This is a genomic window from Streptomonospora nanhaiensis (assembly GCF_013410565.1).
GTDB lineage: Bacteria > Actinomycetota > Actinomycetes > Streptosporangiales > Streptosporangiaceae > Streptomonospora > Streptomonospora nanhaiensis.
This window is the reverse complement of record NZ_JACCFO010000001.1, coordinates 591,410-608,714: the sequence shown is the minus strand read 5'-3', so window position 1 is coordinate 608,714 and position 17,305 is coordinate 591,410. Positions and strand designations below refer to the sequence as shown.

20 protein-coding genes are annotated in these 17,305 nt (G+C 77.0%); 12 read left to right on the top strand and 8 right to left on the bottom strand.

What is annotated here, in order from left to right; translation table 11 throughout:
* Positions 1 to 26: 26 nt before the first annotated feature.
* A complete protein-coding gene (locus tag HNR12_RS02500) occupies positions 27 to 818 on the bottom strand; it encodes an SDR family NAD(P)-dependent oxidoreductase (protein WP_179765924.1) in 792 nt (263 codons plus the stop codon).
* Between the two features lie 70 nt (positions 819 to 888).
* Here HNR12_RS02500 and HNR12_RS02495 point away from each other — a divergent pair, with 70 nt between their 5' ends.
* Together HNR12_RS02495 and HNR12_RS02490 are read left to right on the top strand one after the other, a co-directional pair.
* Positions 889 to 1,779 carry a LysR family transcriptional regulator gene (locus tag HNR12_RS02495; protein ID WP_179765923.1) on the top strand — a complete coding sequence of 297 codons (891 nt, stop codon included), beginning with the start codon at positions 889 to 891 and terminating at the stop codon, positions 1,777 to 1,779.
* Between the two features lie 223 nt (positions 1,780 to 2,002).
* A complete protein-coding gene (locus HNR12_RS02490) occupies positions 2,003 to 2,521 on the top strand; it encodes a MarR family winged helix-turn-helix transcriptional regulator (RefSeq protein ID WP_179765922.1) in 519 nt (172 codons plus the stop codon).
* Between the two features lie 22 nt (positions 2,522 to 2,543).
* On the opposite strand, the gene HNR12_RS02485 is transcribed toward HNR12_RS02490, so the two are convergent.
* The gene (locus HNR12_RS02485) at positions 2,544 to 3,533 is read right to left on the bottom strand and encodes a helix-turn-helix transcriptional regulator (protein WP_179765921.1); all 990 of its coding nucleotides are present in this window, start codon (positions 3,531 to 3,533) and stop codon (positions 2,544 to 2,546) included.
* Positions 3,534 to 3,595: 62 nt separating this feature from the next.
* Here HNR12_RS02485 and HNR12_RS02480 point away from each other — a divergent pair, with 62 nt between their 5' ends.
* Both HNR12_RS02480 and HNR12_RS02475 read left to right on the top strand, forming a co-directional pair.
* Entirely contained in the window at positions 3,596 to 4,213 is a 618-nt protein-coding gene (locus HNR12_RS02480) for a DinB family protein (protein ID WP_179765920.1), read from the top strand.
* A gap of 105 nt (positions 4,214 to 4,318) precedes the next feature.
* Complete coding sequence (locus tag HNR12_RS02475; protein WP_179765919.1) at positions 4,319 to 5,419, top strand: winged helix DNA-binding domain-containing protein; 1,101 nt, start codon at positions 4,319 to 4,321, stop codon at positions 5,417 to 5,419.
* 51 nt (positions 5,420 to 5,470) lie between these two features.
* Here the strand turns inward: HNR12_RS02475 and HNR12_RS02470 are convergent, their stop codons facing one another.
* On the bottom strand, positions 5,471 to 6,730 hold the full coding sequence (locus tag HNR12_RS02470) for a PP2C family protein-serine/threonine phosphatase (protein WP_217782765.1): 1,260 nt from the start codon (positions 6,728 to 6,730) through the stop codon (positions 5,471 to 5,473).
* A gap of 172 nt (positions 6,731 to 6,902) precedes the next feature.
* Positions 6,903 to 7,832 carry a zinc-binding dehydrogenase gene (locus tag HNR12_RS02465; RefSeq protein WP_179765918.1) on the bottom strand — a complete coding sequence of 310 codons (930 nt, stop codon included), beginning with the start codon at positions 7,830 to 7,832 and terminating at the stop codon, positions 6,903 to 6,905.
* A 123-nt stretch (positions 7,833 to 7,955) separates the two neighbouring features.
* Between HNR12_RS02465 and HNR12_RS02460 the strand changes: the two genes are divergently transcribed.
* Together HNR12_RS02460 and HNR12_RS02455 are read left to right on the top strand one after the other, a co-directional pair.
* Complete coding sequence (locus HNR12_RS02460; RefSeq protein ID WP_179765917.1) at positions 7,956 to 8,612, top strand: TetR family transcriptional regulator; 657 nt, start codon at positions 7,956 to 7,958, stop codon at positions 8,610 to 8,612.
* Between the two features lie 219 nt (positions 8,613 to 8,831).
* A complete protein-coding gene (locus HNR12_RS02455) occupies positions 8,832 to 9,089 on the top strand; it encodes a hypothetical protein (RefSeq protein ID WP_179765916.1) in 258 nt (85 codons plus the stop codon).
* A gap of 324 nt (positions 9,090 to 9,413) precedes the next feature.
* Here HNR12_RS02455 and HNR12_RS02450 read toward each other — a convergent pair whose 3' ends face one another.
* The gene (locus tag HNR12_RS02450; protein WP_179765915.1) at positions 9,414 to 10,253 is read right to left on the bottom strand and encodes an NAD(P)H-binding protein; all 840 of its coding nucleotides are present in this window, start codon (positions 10,251 to 10,253) and stop codon (positions 9,414 to 9,416) included.
* Between the two features lie 108 nt (positions 10,254 to 10,361).
* Here HNR12_RS02450 and HNR12_RS02445 point away from each other — a divergent pair, with 108 nt between their 5' ends.
* Both HNR12_RS02445 and HNR12_RS02440 read left to right on the top strand, forming a co-directional pair.
* Positions 10,362 to 10,769 (top strand): winged helix-turn-helix transcriptional regulator, encoded by a 408-nt coding sequence (locus tag HNR12_RS02445; protein ID WP_308118640.1) that lies wholly within the window; start codon positions 10,362 to 10,364, stop codon positions 10,767 to 10,769.
* A 2-nt stretch (positions 10,770 to 10,771) separates the two neighbouring features.
* Positions 10,772 to 11,713, top strand: coding sequence for a hypothetical protein (locus HNR12_RS02440; RefSeq protein WP_179765914.1), 942 nt, complete (start codon positions 10,772 to 10,774; stop codon positions 11,711 to 11,713).
* Here the strand turns inward: HNR12_RS02440 and HNR12_RS02435 are convergent.
* Positions 11,689 to 12,153: a VOC family protein gene (locus HNR12_RS02435; protein ID WP_179765913.1), complete on the bottom strand. Its 465-nt coding sequence runs from the start codon at positions 12,151 to 12,153 to the stop codon at positions 11,689 to 11,691. The two genes, HNR12_RS02440 and HNR12_RS02435, sit on opposite strands and share 25 nt — an antisense overlap.
* Before the next feature lie 168 nt (positions 12,154 to 12,321).
* Positions 12,322 to 12,816: an ATP-binding protein gene (locus tag HNR12_RS02430; RefSeq protein WP_308118962.1), complete on the bottom strand. Its 495-nt coding sequence runs from the start codon at positions 12,814 to 12,816 to the stop codon at positions 12,322 to 12,324.
* Positions 12,817 to 13,064: 248 nt separating this feature from the next.
* Between HNR12_RS02430 and HNR12_RS02425 the strand changes: the two genes are divergently transcribed.
* Together HNR12_RS02425 and soxR are read left to right on the top strand one after the other, a co-directional pair.
* On the top strand, positions 13,065 to 13,928 hold the full coding sequence (locus HNR12_RS02425) for a helix-turn-helix domain-containing protein (RefSeq protein WP_179765911.1): 864 nt from the start codon (positions 13,065 to 13,067) through the stop codon (positions 13,926 to 13,928).
* Between the two features lie 242 nt (positions 13,929 to 14,170).
* Complete coding sequence (gene soxR, locus HNR12_RS02420; protein ID WP_179765910.1) at positions 14,171 to 14,668, top strand: redox-sensitive transcriptional activator SoxR; 498 nt, start codon at positions 14,171 to 14,173, stop codon at positions 14,666 to 14,668.
* Between the two features lie 19 nt (positions 14,669 to 14,687).
* On the opposite strand, the gene HNR12_RS02415 is transcribed toward soxR, so the two are convergent.
* Positions 14,688 to 15,212 carry a hypothetical protein gene (locus HNR12_RS02415; RefSeq protein ID WP_179765909.1) on the bottom strand — a complete coding sequence of 175 codons (525 nt, stop codon included), beginning with the start codon at positions 15,210 to 15,212 and terminating at the stop codon, positions 14,688 to 14,690.
* 249 nt (positions 15,213 to 15,461) lie between these two features.
* On the opposite strand from HNR12_RS02415, the gene HNR12_RS02410 reads away from it, so the two are divergent.
* Positions 15,462 to 16,367: an alpha/beta fold hydrolase gene (locus HNR12_RS02410; RefSeq protein WP_179765908.1), complete on the top strand. Its 906-nt coding sequence runs from the start codon at positions 15,462 to 15,464 to the stop codon at positions 16,365 to 16,367.
* On the top strand, positions 16,364 to 17,305 hold the full coding sequence (locus HNR12_RS02405) for an SDR family oxidoreductase (protein ID WP_179765907.1): 942 nt from the start codon (positions 16,364 to 16,366) through the stop codon (positions 17,303 to 17,305). Before HNR12_RS02410 ends, HNR12_RS02405 begins: the two co-directional genes overlap by 4 nt.

Genomic DNA, 17,305 nt, shown 5'->3' with positions numbered 1-17,305 from the left:
CGGCGGACCGGTGCGCGGCCGCGGTCCTACCAGGGGACCTCGCGGTCCTCACCGAAGCAGCCGCCGGTGGGCCCGCCCTCCGGCAGCGTGGCCAGCCGCACCGCCACCTCGGCGCCCTGGGCGGCGGTGCGCGGCGCGGGCATCCCGGTGCCGCGTGTGAGGTCGGTGTCGCAGGCGCCGGGCACGGCGGCGTTGACCAGGACGCCGTGCCCGGCCAGCGCCTTGGCGTATTGCACGGTGATGGCGTTGAGCGCGGTTTTGGACGGGCCGTAGGCCAGGAAGCCCGGGAGCCGGGAGAGGTAGTGGCCGGGGTCCAGGGCTTGGGTCAGGGAGCCCACGTCGCTGGACACGTTGACGATCCGCGCGGCCGGGGCGCGCAGGAGCAGGTCCCAGACGGCCTCGGTGAGGGCGACGGCGCCGAAGACGTTGGTGTCGAAGACGGCGCGCACCACGTCGGGGTCGGCCGAGCCGGGCGCCTGGCCGGCCATGTCCCCGGCGATCCCGGCGTTGTTGACGAGCACGTCGAGGCGGTCGAAGCGGTCGGCGATCCAGGCGCGGGCGGCGGCGACGGAGGCGGCGTCGGTGACGTCCAGGACCACGGCGTGGGCGCGGCCGCCCGCGTCGCGGATCTCGGTGGCGGCCCGCTCGCCCGCCGCGGCGTCGCGGGCGCCCACCAGCGCCGTCATGCCGCGCCGCGCCAGCTGCGCGGCGATCTGGCGGCCGATCCCCCGGGTGGCGCCGCTGACAAGGGCCACGGGTGCGGCGCCGGGGGCGGACGCGGCAGGGTCGGGTGTGTGTTCTTGGGGTGTCTGGCTCATGCCGCGACTCCACCAGGCGGAGGCTCCGCGGGGCCAACACCGCCTGGGTGGCCGTTGATACCGTGCGGGTATGGACGCTGCGGACACGCGGGAGCTGCGCTACTTCGTGGCGGTGGCCGAGGAGCTGCACTTCGGCCGGGCCGCCGAGCGCCTGGGGATCGCCCAGCCGCCGCTCTCGCGCGCCATCCAGCGCCTGGAGCGGCGCATGGGCGGCCCGCTGCTGGAGCGCGGCGGCAACCGCCGGGTGGAGCTGACCGAGGCGGGCCGCGTGCTGCTGTACGAGGCCCGCGCCGCCCTGGAGGCGGTGGCGGCGGCCACGCGGCGCACCCGCCGCGCCGCCCGGCCCGGCGCCCGCCTGGTCCTGGCCGTGAAGCCGGGCGGCGACGGCGGCCTGCTCGGCGCGGTCCTGGCCGCCTACGAGGCCGAGCCGCACGCCCTGCCCGTGGAGATCTCCGCAGCGCTGCCCGGCGAACTGCCGGCGCGGGTGCGCGACGGCCGCGCCGACCTGGCACTGGTCCACCTGACCACGGGCGATCCGGGCGACCTGGAGAGCGAGGAACTGCTGGTGGAGCCGCAGGTGGCGATGCTGCCGCGCGGCCACCGGCTGGCCGGGCGCGCGCGGCTGCGCCTGGCCGACCTGGCCGGGGACCCGCTGCCGCGCTGGACACCGGAGCCCGGCGGGGCACCGGGCGGCGCCCCGGTCACCGACATCGGCCACCTCATGCACCTGGTCTCGGTGGGCCGGATGGTGGCGGTGGCGCCGGAGTCGGTGCGCGCCCACGCCTGGGGCGGGGTGGTGTGCGTGCCGGTGGCCGACGCCGCGCCGACCACGCTGGGGCTGGTGTGGCCGGCCGGGAGCCGTTCGCGGGCGGTGGCCGCGCTCGTCGGCTGCGCGGTGCGCGTGGCCGGGCGCCACCCGCACGCCGCCCACCCCCGGGCGGGTGCGCCGCCCACGGCCTGAGTCCGCCGGCCGCCAGGGCGGCGTCGGCGATGTGGGCCGCGCGCACCAGGGCCGCGGTGACCTCGGGGGACAGCGTGGGGATGGGGTGGGGGTGACCGAGCCGGTGTCCAGGACGATCGTGATGTAGTCGCTGCCCTCGGCGCGGAGCGCGGCCGGGCAGACCGTACCTTTTCCGTCGAATAGTACGGAGGAGAATTATCGTGCGGCGAATATTATCGCCCGCATGAGAGAGGACGACCCGAGCGACGCCGTGGACACTGTCATCGCCCAGTGGCGGCGCGAACGGCCCGATCTGGACCTGTCCGCCATGGGCCTGTTCGCCCGCATGACCCGCATCGCCCAGTTGGCCGGGCCCCGGCTGGAGGAGGTCTTCGCCCGCCACGGGCTGCGCCAGGGCGAGTTCGACGTCCTGGCGGCCCTGCGCCGCTCCGGCGAGCCCTACGCCCTCATGCCCTCGGAGCTGTCGGCGGCGCTGATGATGTCGCGCGCTGGCATGACCAACCGGCTGGACCGCCTGGAGGAGGCCGGGCTGGTGGAGCGCCGCCTCTCCCCCACCGACCGCCGCAGCTTCCGCGTCCGCCTCACGGCCGAGGGCCGCGCCGTGGTCGACGCCGCCCTCACCGACCACGCCGCCAACCTCGCCCGCCTGGTCGCCGGTCTGGCCCCGGCCGAGCGCGACGTGCTGGACCAGGCGCTGCGCGCCCTGGCCCGCGCGCTGGACACCGCTCCCGAGGCACCCTGAACGCCGCCGCCCCGCCCCGGGTTCAAGACCCCGCGCCGCCGGCCGCGCGGGCGTAGCGGCGGCCCAGACGCGCGAAGGCGTCCCTGAGCTCGTCGGGGCCCACCACCTCGATGTCGGCGTCGAAGGCGCCGATCGCGGCGGCCAGCCCCGCCCACGACCACGAGCCCATGACGAGCCGGCACCGGTCGGGGCCGACCGCCTCCACGACGCCGTCGCGGGCGTGGCGGGCCACCGCCGCGGCGGGCAGGTCCACCACCACCTCGCCGCGGCAGGGCCAGTCCCGCGACCCGCCGCGGAACCGGGCGGCGACGAACGCGGCCACGTCACCGCCGGGCACCTCGCGCGGGGCGAAGCGGGGCCCGGTGGGGGTGCGCGGGACGATCCGGTCGGCGCGGAAGGTCCGCCAGTCCGCCCGGTCCAGGTCCCAGGCCACCAGGTACCAGCGCCCGCCCCAGGTGACGAGGTGGTGGGGCTCCACCCGGCGCGGCGGCGCGGAGCCGGGGTCCCCGGCCGGCTCGGGCGCGGCGCCGGTGTAGTCGAACCGCAGCACCTCGCGGGCGTGCACGGCCGAACCCACCGCCGTGAGCACCCCGCCGGGCACCCCCGGGCCCGGCGCGTCGTCGGGGCGCCCCACGGCGGTGACCCGGAGGGTGTCCACACGGCGGCGCAGCCGGGCGGGCATGACCTGCCGGACGGTGGTCAGGGCGCGCGCCGCCGCCTCCTCGATCCCGGCCCCCGTGGTGGCGGCCGTCCGCAGCGCGACGGCCAGGGCCACGGCCTGCTCGTCGTCGAACAGCAGCGGCGGCAGGTGCGTTCCGGCGTCCAGCCGGTAGCCGCCGTCGGGCCCCTTGACGGCCGTGATCGGGTAGCCCAGCTCGCGCAGGCGGTCCACGTCGCGGCGCACCGTGCGCGGGCTCACCGACAGCCGCTCGGCCAGCAGCGCCCCCGGCCAGTCCCGGCGGGCCTGGAGCAGGGAGAGCAGGGCCAGCAGTCGCGCGGAGGTCTTCGGCATGGCTCCATCATGCCCGCGGAAGAGGACACAACCTGACCTCCACATCTGCGATTGTGGCTGCCATGACCACCAGCGACGACGTTCCGAGCGGTGCCGGGCCCGAGGGCCCCGCGGCCGCGCCGTCCACCGCGCCCCGGGGCGAGCGGGCCGACCTGATCGCCGCCCTGGCCACGGCCCGCGCCGCCCTGACCGCCACCGTGGCCGGACTCGACGACGCGCAGGCCGCGGCGCGCCCGACCGTCAGCGCGCTGAGCCTGGGCGCGCTGGTCAAGCACGTCGCCGGCATCGAGGAGGGCTGGATGCGCTTCGCGGTCGAGGGACCCTCGGCGCTCGGCTTCGACCTGCCCGAGGGCGTCACCTGGGAGGACGTGACCTCCGGCACCGCCCGCGAGGTCCCGCAGTGGGTGGTGGACCACCGCAACGGCCTGCGGATGCTGCCCGGCGACACGCTGGCCGGGCTCCTGGCGCGCTACGAGCGGGTCGCCGCCCGCAGCGCCGAGGTCATCGCCACCGTCCCCGACCTGTCGCGGACCCACCCGCGGGCGGCGACCCCCTGGGGCGAGCCCGCCGCAGAGATCAGCGTCCGCGGGGTGGTGCTGCACGTCATCGCCGAGACCGCCCAGCACGCCGGACACGCCGACATCCTGCGCGAGGCGCTGGACGGCCGGACCGCCACCTGAGCACCGCGCCGGAGGGCGCGGGGCCCGCCCGCGCCGCCCGCGGCCACGACCGAAGGGAAGCAGCAGCACCGTGAAGACCCCCGACCGGCGACGGGCCGGTGCCCGGTGACCGTCCTGGACGCCCGGGCGCTCAACCGCGCCACCCTCGCCCGCCAGCTCCTGCTCGACCGCGCCGACATGCCGGTGGCCGACGCGGTCGCCCACCTGTGCGGCCTGCAGGCCCAGGAACCGCAGGAGCCGTTCACCGGCCTGTGGTCGCGGCTGCGCGCCTTCGACCCCGCGGCCCTGTCCGAGGCGCTCCTGGAGCGCGACGTGGTGCGGATGCACCTGATGCGCCGCACCGTCCACCTGGTCACCGCCGCCGACGCCCTGGCCTGGCGCACCCGGCACGGCGCCATGCTGCGCCAGCGGGTGCTCGGGGTCTACCGCCGCGAGTTCGACGGTGTGGACCTCGACGCGCTCGCCAAGGCGGGCCGGGAGCTGCTGGCCGACGGCGAGCCGCGCACCATGGCCGAGACCGCCGCCGCCCTCGCCGAGCGCTGGCCCGAACCCACGCGCCGCGCCCTGGGCGAGATGGTGGTCGCGGCCCTGGTCCCGGTGGCGCAGATCCCGCCGCGCGGACTGTGGCGCACGAAGGCGGGCGTGCGCAACGTCCTGCTGGCCTCCTGGCTGGGCCGCGAGCCCGACCCGCCCGCCCCCGAGGGCACCGACCCGGTCGGCGCGGACCTGGTCCGGCGCTACCTCGCGGCGTTCGGTCCGGCGGCAAGCGCCGACCTGCGCGCCTGGTGCGGGCTGGCCGGGCTGCCGGCCGCGGTCGCGGCGGTCCGCGGGGAGCTGGTCTCCTTCCGCGACGAGCGGGGCCGGGAGCTGCTGGACCTGCCCGGCGCTCCGCGCCCCGACCCCGCCGTCCCCGCGCCGGTGCGGTTCCTGCCGGCGTTCGACAACGCGCTGCTGGGCTACCACGACCGCGGCCGGATCGTGGACGACGCCCACCGGGGGCTGTCGGTCGAGGGCGCCCGTGTCGTCCTGGTCGACGGCCGGGTCGCCGCGACCTGGACCGCCGCGCAGGACACGGTGGAGGTGGCCCCGCTGCGCCGGCTCTCCCGCGCCGAGGGCGCGGCCGTGGCCGAGGAGGGCGCCGCGCTGGCGGCATTCCTCAGCGCGGGCGCCTCGGACCGCGTGCGGATCGCCGCGGACGCCGGCTGACCGCGCGCCGGGGGCGGGCCGTGGCGGACCGGGCCCGCCGCGCCGGCCCGCTCAGGCGCGCCCGGTGGTGTCCTGGCCGGGCCCGCCCCCGTACTGGACCGGTGCCCCGGGGGTGGCGCCGGGGTCGCCGTGCCACTCGCACATCAGCACGGTGGCGTCGTCGTTGAGCCGGCCGTCGTGGTGGCGGAGCACGGCGGCCACGAGGCGGCGCAGGGTCTCGGGGGCGGCCAGCCCGTCGGCCTGGTGGCGGATGACGAAGTTGACGAAGTGGTCGCGGCCGAACTCGCGGCCCCGGGCGTCGCGCGCCTCGGTGATGCCGTCGGTGTAGAGCAGCAGCCGGTCCCCCGGTTCCAACTGCTCGCGGCACACCTCGGCGGCAAGCCCCAGGTCGGTGCCCAGGGGATGGGTGGGGGTGCAGTACAGGCCGGCGATCCAGCGCCCGCCGCGGATGAGGATGGGCGGCGGATGGCCGCAGCTCATCCAGGTCAGCCGCCCGGTGGCGAGGTCGAGGTCGGCGAACACGGCCGTGGCGTAGCGGGATCCGTCGAACTGGTCGAGCAGGGTCGCCTCGATCGCGTCGCGGATTCCGGCCAGGCCGCTTCCCGCGCGCCGCTGCCTGCGGCAGGAGGCCAGGGCGAGGTTGGCGGTCAGGCCGGCCGAGGTGTCGTGGCCCATGGCGTCGAAAAGGGCGAGGTGCACGGTGTCACCGGACAGGGCGTAGTCGTAGGCGTCGCCGGCCGTGGCGTAGGCGGGCTCCATCGCCGCCGCGACGGTGACGCGCCGGTTGGCGAACACCCGGGGCGGCATGAGGGTCCACTGCATCTCGGCGGAGACCGACATCGAGCGGATGCGGGTCAGTCGCGCGAAGGAGTCGCTGTGCGGGCGCTTGGACACCACGAGCATGCCCGTCAGCGACGCCAGGTCGGCCATGGCCGTCCAGGTGAGCGCGTCGGCCTCGTGCTCGGTGGACAGGTGCAGGACCCCGAGGCGCTCGGTGCCGTCCAGGATCGGCAGCCAGTGCTGGAAGCGCCCGTCGCCGGGGCCCGAGTGCGCCTGGGCGCTGCGGAACACGCGGCCGGGCAGGGTGGAGTCGATCCTCAGCTCCTGGCCGCCCTCCCCGGCGTCACGCCCCCGCCCGGTGGCCTCGCACAGCACCTCCTCCTGCATGTCGACGAGCAGGATGCGGGCGTCGGCCAGCCCGGCCTCCGAGGCCGCGCCGGCGATCAGCTCCGGAAGCTCCTCGAACGAGCACAGGTGGCTGCTCCTCAGCAGGGTGTGCAGCATGCGGGCGGAGTCCTCGATCGAGACCATGGCGGGTACCCCGACGTCCAGACGGGGGCGCCCCGCGTCCGCCGGCCAGAGGCCGGCAGCGGGACGCCCGGAGGCCGATGCGCAGGTCACCCTACCCACGGCAGGCCCGCCGATGCGGCGCGCGGCGTTCTCGCGCGGCGGCCCCGGCCCCTCGGTGGGGGCCGCGCGGGGGTCAGGACAGGTCGAGCACCGCCTTGCCGTGCAGGCGGCGCTCGACCAGGGCCCGCACCGCCTCGCCCGCGCGCTCCCAGCCGCCCCGCCAGGCGATCTGGGGGTCCAGTTCGCCGGCGGCGACCTGGTGGGCCAGCCACGTCAGGTCGGGCCCGAGCCCGGAGTCGGCCAGCAGGTAGAACGTGGTGATCGCGCGGTCGTGGCGGCCGTCGGTGGCCAGCAGCGCACCGTAGGGGAACACCTCGGGTTCGCCGCTGCTGTGGCCCACCGACACCAGCGTGCCGCCCGCCGCCAGACGCTCGAACGCCGCGACCAGCTGCGGTCCGCCGACCATGTCGATGACGCCGTCGACCAGCCCGCCGCAGGCGCCCGGACCCCGCACCACCTCGTGGGCGCCCAGGGCGCGCAGCCCCGCTCCGTGCGCGCCGGGGTCGCCGGTGGAGGCCACCACGTGCGAGCCGGCCCGGCGGGCGAGCTGCACCGCGTAGCGCCCCGCGCCGCCGGTGGCACCGGTGACGAGCACGCGGGCGCCCAGCAGCGGACCGATCCGGCGCAGGGCGCGCAGCGCGCTGGTCGCGGCGACGGGGACGGTGGAGACCGCGCCGAGGTCGGCGCCCGCGGGCACGGTGCCGAGGAGCCGGGTGTCGACCGCGCGCAGCTCGGCCCACCCCCCGTCCGGCCCCAGGGCCACCACGGGGGTGCCGGCGGCGGGGCCGGAGCCGTCGGCGGCGGCGCGCTCGACCACCCCGGCGGCGTCCCAGCCCAGGACCCGGCCGTCGGGGGCGCCGGCGAGCCCGGCGCTCACCTCTCCGTAGTTCAGCGACGTCGCCGCCACCCGGACCAGGGCCTGGTGGGGGGCCGGCTCGGGGTCGGGCGCCTGGCCCGGCCGCAGGCCGTCAGGGGCGGAGCGGTCGACGAGCAGTGCGCGCATGGCGTTCCCTCTTCCTCGGTGCGCGGGCGGGGCCGCCCAGGGCATGAATGGCACCCGGGCGACTTTGCCACTAAGTGGCATAAACCTACAAGGGGCGAACGCGGTCCGGATACACTCGCCCGTGTGACCTCCGCGCACCCGCCCGCCGCCCTGCCGCTGCGCGAGCGCAAGAAGCTGCGCACCCGGCGCGAACTCGTGGACACCGCGCTGCGCCTGTTCACCGAGCAGGGCTTCGACGCAACCACCCTCGACCAGCTGTGCGAGGCGGTAGAGGTCTCCAAGCGGACCTTCTTCCGCACCTTCGCCAGCAAGGAGGACGTCGCCATGGCGCCCCTCCACGACCTCTGGCTCCTTGCCGCCGACCGCCTGGCCGACCGCGACCTCGCCGGGCGCCCCCTCGCGGCCGAACTGGAGGCCGTCCTGGTGGAGTCGCTGGCGGCCATGCCCGACGACGGCTGGGAGCGGCGCGTCCTGCTCAGCCGCCGGCTCGCGGAGTCCACCCCGTCCATGGACGCCCACGGCCTGCACTTCTGCCACCGCACCGGCACCCGGATCGTCGCCGACCTGCACCGCCGGCTCGACCTCGACCCCGCCGACCCACGGCCCCGCCTCGCCGTCGACCTGGCGGTGGCGGCCTGGCACCACGCGCTCGCCTCCTGGACCGCCCAGGCCGGCGGCCACACCCGCGACACGCTCGCCGAGCGCCTGCGCGCCGCCTTCGCCGCCCTGCCCGAGGCGCTGACCTTCGCCGCCCCCGCCCGCGGCACGGTCCCCGTCTGAGGCGGCATCCCCGCGCGCGCGGGCGTGTGTCCCGCCTCACTCCCGCACCGCTGCCTCTTGGCGTTCGCGCAGGTCACCGCCCCCGCACCGCGCGGGCCGCACCGGGGCGGCGCGCGGCCCGGGTTTGCGCTCGGGCATCGGGGTAGCGCCCCCGCACCGGCCCGGTGCCCGCGCGGGCACCGGCGCATCCCCAAACCCGCCCGCCCGGAGGCGTCCCCCATGCGCGACCCGCTGCCCGCCCACCCCTACCCCGCGCACACCCGCGTCCACGACGTCGGCGAGACCGACCGCGGCGCCATGGCCCGCGGCACCGCCGACGTGCTCGACGCCACCCCGCGCGGCGACGGCACCTACCTCTACCTGGTGCGCCTGGACGCCGACGACCGCCGCGAGGAGTGGCCGTCCTACTTCACCATCCCCGCCGGCACCTGGGCGAGCGCGGCTCCGGCGGGGGCCCACGCCGCGCCGGGCGCTTAGGGCGCGGGCGCCCCGCACCGCCGGCACCGCAGGCCGGTCCCCTTGCCTCGGTCCCGGCGGTGGGGACCGCGGTGTCCCGGGCGACGGCGCGGTACCGCTCGACCAGCCACGCCGCGGACGCCGCCGGGTGGGTCGTGGTGGCCGCGACCAGGTGCGCGGGCCTGCGCGGCCACCAGCAGGTCCTGATCGGCGGACCCCGCAGGAGGGGAACGCGCGCTGGTCGATAGGGGACTCATGGAGGTGGCGGCGGTACTCGGCCTCGGTGCCGCGCTTCTGTCCTGGAACAGCAGGCCTGGAGCCGCCGGGCACCGGGCCGGGGCCGTCTCAGCGGAACAGGGCGGCGTTGTCCTCGGCCCACGCGGCGAACGTGCGCGGCGCCCGGCCCAGCACGCGCTCCACGTCGGGGCTGACCCGCACCTCCTCGGCCGTGGGCTCGCCCAGGACCGCCAGGGTGGCCTCCACCACGGGCGCGGGCATGAACGCCAGCATCCGCTCGCGCGCCTGCTCCCGGCTCAGTTCCACGAAGCGCACCCGCTCGCCCAGCGCCGCACCGATCGCCTGGGCCTGGGCGCGCGGCGAGACGGGCTCGGGGCCGGTGAGCACGTAGGTCGCGCCGCCGTGGCCGTCGCCGGTCAGCGCCGCGGCCGCCATGGCGGCGATGTCGGCGGGGTCCACGGTGGGCAGGGCGACGTCGCCGAAGGGCGCGGCCACCGTCCGCTGCTCGCGCACCGCCGGGGCCCACTGCCCGGCGTTGGAGTGGAATCCGCCCGGCCGCAGCACCGTCCAGTCCAGCCCGCCCGCGCGCACGGCGTCCTCGATGTCGGAGGGGTGGCGCCCGGTGCCCACGCCCTGGGAGGACAGCAGCACCACCCGGCCCACCCCGGCGGCGCGGGCGGCCGCCAGGAGGCCCTCCACCGCGCCGCCGCCCAGCGGCAGCACCGAGGCGGCCGTCAGCAGGAACAGCGCCTTGGCCCCCTCCAGCGCGGGCGCGAGCGCCTCGGACGCGGCGGGATCGGTGAGGTCGGCGCGCAGCGCCGCCACGCCGGGCGGCAGGCGGTGGCCCTCGAAACCGCGCGCCACCGCCGTCACCTGCTCGCCGGCCGCGGCCAGCGCCCGCACCAGCGGCCGTCCCACGTTGCCCGTCGCCCCGGTCACCACGATCATGTCCGACTCCTCGTCGTCGCCCGCGGCCGTTCCGCGGGTGTCGCCAGGAGGCTACTCTCGGCCGGATAGTAGGTTCCTAGAGGAAAGTAATGGGAAAAGGGGCCTGTTGTGACCGAGACCACCATGCGGCGGCCCGCCGCCTCCGACGACCCCGCGGCGGCCTGCCCGATCGCGCCCGTGGTCGACATCGTCTTCAGCCGCTGGACCACGCCCATCCTGTGGTGCCTGCACCGCTTCGGGCGGCAGCGCTTCGTGGAGCTGCACCGCCGCATCCCCGCCGTCACGCCCAAGGTGCTCACTCAGCGGCTGCGCCAACTGGAGCGCGACGGCCTGCTCGTGCGCACCTACCACCCCGAGGTCCCCCCGCGGGTGGAGTACGAGATCAGCGACCTGGGGCGCAGCCTGGCGCCGCTGTTCGCCGATCTGGCCCACTGGGCCGCCGACAACCTGGGCCGGGTCGAGGACGCCCGCCGCGCCTACGACGCGGGCGAGCACCGGCCCGCCCGCCGGGGCTGAGCGTGACCGCGTCGGCACGCCGACGCGCCGAGCGGCTGCGCGCCCGCTCCCGGCTGCTGGTGGCCCACGACACCGCCCGCGGCGGCGACGCCGCCGCGGACGCGGCCCTGGCGCTGTGGCGGGCGGCGCGCCGCCCCCATCCGCCGGCTCCGGCCCGCCTGGAGCGCGATTTGGCCGCCGCTCGGGCCGAGGCGGCCGAGGTCGCCGGGTGGGTGCTGTTCGACGCCGGCCACCCGGGGGCCCGCCGCGCCACGCGCGAGGCCCACGCGCTGGCGGCCGAGGCCGGCGACACCGCCATGGACGCCTTCGCGCTCACCAACCTGGCCCTGCAGGAGCTGGAGGCCGGACGCACCGGCACGGCCCGCGCCGCGGCCGCCGAACTGCTGGAGCGGCCCGGCCTGTCGGGGCGCACCGCCCTGCTCGCGCGCGTGCGGCTGGCCCGCGCGCTGGCGCGCGGCGGCGCCGCCGGGGCGGCCCTGGCGGCGCTGGGCCGGGCCCGGGCGGCGCTGGAGGACTCCCGCACCGCCCGCGACCCCGCGTGGACGTGGTGGGTGGACGAGGGCGAGGTGCTGGGCCACCGCGGCCTGGCGCTGCTGGCGCTGGGGCGCCCGGGCGCGGCCCTGGAGGCGCTGCTGGACGCGGTCGCCCTGGTCGAGGCCCAGCCCAACGGGGCGCGCGGCGCGCTTTTCCACCGGGTCTCGGCGGTGGGCGCGGCCGCCGCGGCCGGGGCCTGGCCCGAGTGCGCCGCGGTGCTGGCGCGGATCCCGGCGGCGGCCGCGGGGGTGGAGTCGGCGCGCAACCGCCGGCGGCTGCGCGTGGCCCTGCTGCGGCTGGAGCGCGCCCCCCGAGCGCCCGGCCACGTGCGGGAGCTGGCGCGCGGCGCCGCGCGGTACGCCGCCGCGCGCCCGGGCGGGCCGGCTCAGGCGGAGTCGCCGCGTTCGTAGTGGCGCGACATCTCCTCGGTGTCGAAGGCGGAGGCCGGGACCTCGTTGAGGCTGTACCAGTTGCCCCAGGGGTCGCGGAAGACGGCCTCGACGCCGTAGGGCACCTCGTGGGGCTCCTGGACGAACTCCACGCCCCGCGCGGTGTACTCGGCATAGGTGGCGCGGCAGTCGTCGGTGTTCCAGGCGCCCCCGCTGAGCGCGCCCTTGGCCAGCAGGGCGCGGATGGCGGCGGCGGTCTCGGCGTCGTGCATCGGCGGGCCGGGCACGGTGAGGCTGAGCTGGAAGTAGGGATCGGCCGGCGGGCCCACGGTCAGCCAGCGCATGCCGTTGTCCATCTTCAGGTCGAAGCGCTCCGCGAAGCCCAGCTTGTCGATGAAGAACCGCTTGGCCTCGTCGTGGTCCAGCACGTAGACGCCGGCCACGCCCATCCTGGTGATCATGTCCTGCCCCCTGTTCGGCTTGTCGGATCGGCGGGTCTGCGGCCGGCGCGGGGGCGGGCGGGGGGTGGGGGCGGCGGGGGCCGCCGGGCGCGCCGGGTGGTGTGCCTGTCCGCCTACCCGCGCGGCGCCCGCTCGAACGGGGCCGCGCCGGCGGATGGGCGCGGGCGGCTAGGAGGTGTCGGTGCCGACCTCCAGTTCGCACCAGACGGTGTGGCCCCGGGGGTGGGGCGGCGCGGTGGAGCCGCAGTTGCCGCCGCACAGGGCGAACACGAAGCTCAGTCCCCGGCCGGTCTCGGCGACGGGGTCGTCCAGGGCCGTGCCGTTGATGCGCGGCGCGCTGGGGCGCCCCGGTCGCGGGCCCATGTCGCGGACCTCCAGGCACACCGCGCCGGGCGACTGCCACAGGGAGGCGGTGAACACGCCGCCGGGCAGGCCCGACCGGGAGTGGCGCACCGCGTTGGTGCCGATCTCGCTGGCGCACACCAGCAGGTCGTCGATCAGTTCGGGCGGATAGGCGTGGGGCCCCCGGCGCAGGTGCTGGGCCACCCAGTCGCGCATGACGCCCACGCTGGCGGGCTGGCCGGCGAAGGTGAGCTGGTGGTCGGGGTCGCGCCGCCGGGCGCCCGGACAGGTCGGGTCAGGGCTGGCGGTGATGTGGTGCACGAGTCGACTCCCCGAATCCCGCAAGGTGAGTGGAAGCGGCTGCGGCCGGGCGCTCCCCCACCCGGTCAGCGCACTTTCGCGTGGGCGCCGCATGTCCGGTTTTGCATCCTGGCCCGGCGGCGCCTCACTACGCTTCCAATATCACTCACGCGTGTTTGGCGTGCAAGCTGTATTAAAGAACCCGTTGGAAAAGCACAAGTGCGAATACCCTTTCGTCCCCTCATTTCGCTGTGTTTCGGAGGTGCCCCGTGCCACGCAACAGCCCCACCGCCGCGCGCCGGAGCCTGGCACGATTCCTCCGCGAGCGCCGCCGCGCGGCGGGCATCCCGCGCGAGCGCGTGGGGCAGTACGTCGGCAAGAACCCGGTCACCATCACCCGCCTGGAGAACGCCGAGGTGCGGGCCGAGGTCGGGACGGTGGCGATGCTGCTCGAACTCTACGAGGTGCCCCAGGAGGACCGCGGCTACTTCATCGACCTGGCCCGATCCGCCCGGCGGCGGGGGTGGTGGCAGCGCTACTCCAAGGACATGCCCTCGTGGTTCAGCGTCTACGTGGGCCTGGAGGCCGAGGCGTCGCAGATGTGCGTCTACGAGGTCGAGCAGGTCCCCGACCTGCTCCAGACCCCCGCCTACAGCCGCGCGCTGATCGAGAGCGAGCCCGCGCCGCGCCCCGAGGAGGCGGTGTTCCGCCGGGTGGACGTGCGCCAGCGCCGCCAGCACCGGGTGTGGGAGGAGGACCCCGTGCGGCTGCGCGCGATCATGGGCGAGGGCGCCCTGTACCGCAGCGTGGGCGGCGACGAGGTCATGCGCGACCAGTTGCGCCACCTGCTGCGGGCGGCCGGCCTGGCCAACGTGACGCTGCAGGTCTTACCGTTCGCGGCCGGGGCCCACGCCGGCACCGACGGCGCCTTCGTCATGCTGCGCTTCCCCGACCCGCGCGACCGCGACCTCGCCTACGTGGAGTACCGCACCGGCGCGGTGTACCTGGAGGAGCCCGAGGAACTGGAGTCCTACGACCTGCTTTTCGACGACCTCACGGTAAAGGCGCTCGACCCCTCCCGCTCCGCCGAACTCATCGAGCGCGCCCTCTCCCAAATACCGCACTCTCCCTAAAGGCGGCAGGAAAGCACCGAAAACAGCACCTTGCGGTTTTTCGCGCTTTCCGGCTGCCGTGGGCTGGTTTCGGGAATTGGCGGCGAAGTCGCCGCACTGCCCGGAGTGCCGGTTTCGCCCGGTCCCCGGGGTCGGTCCCCGCCCGCCGTGCGGGCGGGGACCGACCCCGGGGGCGCGGCGCCCCGGCCGCCCTCCGTGGGTTAACCTCAATGTTCGTTGAGGTCGATGGGGAGGGATGCGCGATGCCCACCGCCACCCAGGCGTCGTGGAAGTCCAAGGAGCTGACCGTGGGCCAGGTCGCCGAGCGCAGCGGCGTGGCCGTCTCGGCGCTGCACTTCTACGAGCGCAAGGGCCTGATCACCAGCCGCCGCACGGCCGGGAACCAGCGCCGCTACCGCCGCGACACCCTGCGGCGGGTGGCGTTCATCCGCACCGCCCAGCGCGTGGGGATCCCGCTCAGCGAGATCCGCGAGGCGCTGGAGTGCCTGCCCGACAACCGCACGCCCACCCGCGAGGACTGGGCGCGGCTGTCGGAGCGCTGGCGCGACGAACTGCAGGACCGCATCCTGCAGCTGGAGCGGCTGCGCGACAACCTCACCGACTGCATCGGCTGCGGCTGCCTGTCGCTGGAGCGCTGCGCGCTGTCCAACCCCTACGACCAGCTCGCCCAGGACGGCCCGGGGCCGCGCCGGCTGCTGACCCCGCGCGGCTGCTCGGGGATCGGCGCGGACTGCCGCTAGCCGCTGCGCGGGCGCGGACTCAGCCGCGCCCGCGCAGCGGCTCCAGTTCGGCGGGGTCGGTGAGGCGGCGCAGCACGCGCGGCCCGGGCCCGGGCGCGGGTGTGAACACCCGCACCAGGACGCCGCGCCCCGTCTCCGCCGCCGCCACCCAGGAGCCGGCGGTGGTGAGCACGGTGGCGGGGCACTCGCGGCCGTCCACCACCAGCACCTGGCGCGACCAGCGGGCGTCCTCGGGCAGCGCGAAGGACCGCGCGCCCAGGGGGTCGCGGGCGCGGCGCTCCATCAGGTCGCGCTCGGCGCAGAAGGCGCGCAGGTCCCGCTCGCCGGGCGGCTCGGCGCGCTCCCACAGCCGCGTGGCCACCTCCAGGTTGGGGCCGAGGTCGGCGCCCTCGGGGGTGGAGCCGAAGTCGACCACGGCCTTGAGCAGCCGCCCTCCGCCCGGCTCCAGGGTGGTGGAGCTGACGCGCCCCCGGCGCGGCTCGTCGGCGGGGGCGTACAGCGGCACCTCCGCCAGGATGTGGGCCAGGCCCGCTCCCTCGTCCACGCGCCGCCGCCTTTCCGCTCGTGGCGCGCCCGGACGCGCCTGGGCCTCGATCCTAGGGCGGGGCCGGGCAGGGCCGGGGCGCGGGGCGGAGCGGCCCCGACGTGATCTGACTCTTCCAATGATCATTGTCATGGTCTACGCTCGGGCACCACCACCGAACTCACCGGTAACCTCCGAGCGAGTCGAGGCCCCCATGCGCACCCTCCACCCTTCCTCCAGCGATCCCCGAACCCGCCTGCGGGAGGCGAGATGACCGCCGCCCCCCGCCGCACCACCGTCCTCTCCCCCGACGGCACCCGGATCAACGTCGAGGTCCACGGGCCCGACGACGCCCCCGCGATCGTCCTCAGCCACGGCTGGACCTGCTCCACCCACTTCTGGCGGCCCGTGGCCGAGCACCTGGGCACCGACCACCGCGTCGTCTGCTACGACCAGCGCGGCCACGGCGCCAGCTCCCACCCCCGCCGCCACGGCTACAGCGTCGCCGCGCTCGCCGACGACCTGTGCGCCGTCTTGGAGGCCGTACTGGGCCCCGAGGAGCGAGCGGTGGTGGGCGGCCACAGCATGGGCGCCATGACCATCATGGCCGCCGCCGACCGGCCCCGGTTCGCCCGCCGCGCCGCGGCGGTCCTGCTGGCCAGCACGGGCAGCACCGCCCTGCCCGCGTCCTCGCGCGTGCTGCCCGGCGCCGCCCGCTTCCCCCGGCTCGGCGCGGCCGCCCACCGGCTGCTGCTGGGCTCCATGCTGCCCCTGGGACCGCTGACCCCGCTCACCCGCGCCGCGCTGCACTACGTCACCATGGCCCCCGACGCCGACCCCGCGATGGTCGACTACTGCGCGCGCATCGTCCACGCCTGCGCGCCCGTGGCGCGCGGACGCTGGGGGAAGGTCCTGGCGCACCTGGAACTGGACCGGGGGCTGGCCCACCTGGACATGCCCTCGGTGGTGGTCGCCGGCACCCGCGACCGCCTCACCCCCATCGCCCAGGCCCGCCACATCCGCGGCCTGCTCCCCAACTGCGAACGCTTTATCGAGGTCACCGGCGCCGGCCATATGACACCGTTGGAGGCACCGGAGACCGTGGCCGGCGCGCTGGCCGACCTCGCGGCCGCCCACCTGCGCACACCCGTCGCCCATCGGGAGGAGACCGCATGACCCGCCGCCGCTACCCGGGCCTGGCCGGCCGCACCGCCGTGATCACCGGAGCCGCCCGCGGTGTGGGCGCGCTGCTGGCGCGCCGCCTGGCCGACCAGGGCGTACGCACCGCCCTGGTGGGGCTGGAGCCCGACGAACTGGCCGCCACCGCCAAGGACTGCGGCGCCGAGTCGGACTGGTGGCAGGCCGACGTCACCGACGCCGCCGCGCTGGAGGCGGCCGCCGCGGCCATCACCGAGCGCCACGGCCGCGTCGACATCGTCGTGGCCAACGCCGGGATCGCCACCGGCGGCCCCTTCGCCCACACCGAGGCCGCCTCCTTCGACCGCGTCATCGAGGTCAACCTCCTCGGCAGCATCGCCACCGCCCGCGCGTTCTTGCCCGCGCTGCTGGAGAGCCGGGGCTACCTGCTGCAGATCGCCTCGCTCGCGGCGATCACCCCGGCGCCGCTGATGGCCGCCTACTGCGCCGGAAAGTCGGGGGTGGAGGCGTTCGCCCACTGCGTGCGCCCCGAGGTCGCCTACAAGGGCGTGGACGTGGGCGTGGCCTACCTGACCTGGACCGACACCGACATGGTGCGCGGGGCCGACGCCGACGCCGAACTGCGCGAGATGCGCTCGCGGCTGCCCTGGCCGCTCAACCGCACCTTCCCCCTGGAGCCGGCCGTGGACAACATCGTGGCCGGGATCGCCCGGCGCCGCGCCCACGTCTACGGCCAGCCGTGGCTGCGCGCCCTGCAGGGGGTGCGCGGCGCGCTGCCCGGTGTGATCGGCGCGTTCGCGCCGCGCGAGATCCGCCGGCTGGACGACCGCCTGGAGGCCACCCGCGACCGCCGCGCGGGCGCGGTGGGCGCGGGCGGGGCCGCCGACCAGCGGGCCCGCGCCGCGCGCGCCGCGCCCGGCTCCCCGGCCGGCTCCGCGGGCGGGCGGCCCCGCTAG

What these genes read in the sequence shown, in the direction of transcription:
- HNR12_RS02465 (WP_179765918.1), bottom strand. Translation starts at nt 7,832, where the DNA reads ATGCGCGCACTGCTCGTCGACCGCTCCGCCCCTGACGGCCTGCGGCCG.
- HNR12_RS02435 (WP_179765913.1), bottom strand. Translation starts at nt 12,153, where the DNA reads ATGATCACCAGGATGGGCGTGGCCGGCGTCTACGTGCTGGACCACGAC.
- soxR (WP_179765910.1), top strand. Translation starts at nt 14,171, where the DNA reads ATGCCCACCGCCACCCAGGCGTCGTGGAAGTCCAAGGAGCTGACCGTG.
- HNR12_RS02495 (WP_179765923.1), top strand. Translation starts at nt 889, where the DNA reads ATGGACGCTGCGGACACGCGGGAGCTGCGCTACTTCGTGGCGGTGGCC.
- HNR12_RS02410 (WP_179765908.1), top strand. Translation starts at nt 15,462, where the DNA reads ATGACCGCCGCCCCCCGCCGCACCACCGTCCTCTCCCCCGACGGCACC.
- HNR12_RS02490 (WP_179765922.1), top strand. Translation starts at nt 2,003, where the DNA reads ATGAGAGAGGACGACCCGAGCGACGCCGTGGACACTGTCATCGCCCAG.
- HNR12_RS02480 (WP_179765920.1), top strand. Translation starts at nt 3,596, where the DNA reads ATGACCACCAGCGACGACGTTCCGAGCGGTGCCGGGCCCGAGGGCCCC.
- HNR12_RS02450 (WP_179765915.1), bottom strand. Translation starts at nt 10,253, where the DNA reads ATGATCGTGGTGACCGGGGCGACGGGCAACGTGGGACGGCCGCTGGTG.
- HNR12_RS02500 (WP_179765924.1), bottom strand. Translation starts at nt 818, where the DNA reads ATGAGCCAGACACCCCAAGAACACACACCCGACCCTGCCGCGTCCGCC.
- HNR12_RS02405 (WP_179765907.1), top strand. Translation starts at nt 16,364, where the DNA reads ATGACCCGCCGCCGCTACCCGGGCCTGGCCGGCCGCACCGCCGTGATC.
- HNR12_RS02455 (WP_179765916.1), top strand. Translation starts at nt 8,832, where the DNA reads ATGCGCGACCCGCTGCCCGCCCACCCCTACCCCGCGCACACCCGCGTC.
- HNR12_RS02470 (WP_217782765.1), bottom strand. Translation starts at nt 6,730, where the DNA reads ATGGTCTCGATCGAGGACTCCGCCCGCATGCTGCACACCCTGCTGAGG.
- HNR12_RS02485 (WP_179765921.1), bottom strand. Translation starts at nt 3,533, where the DNA reads ATGCCGAAGACCTCCGCGCGACTGCTGGCCCTGCTCTCCCTGCTCCAG.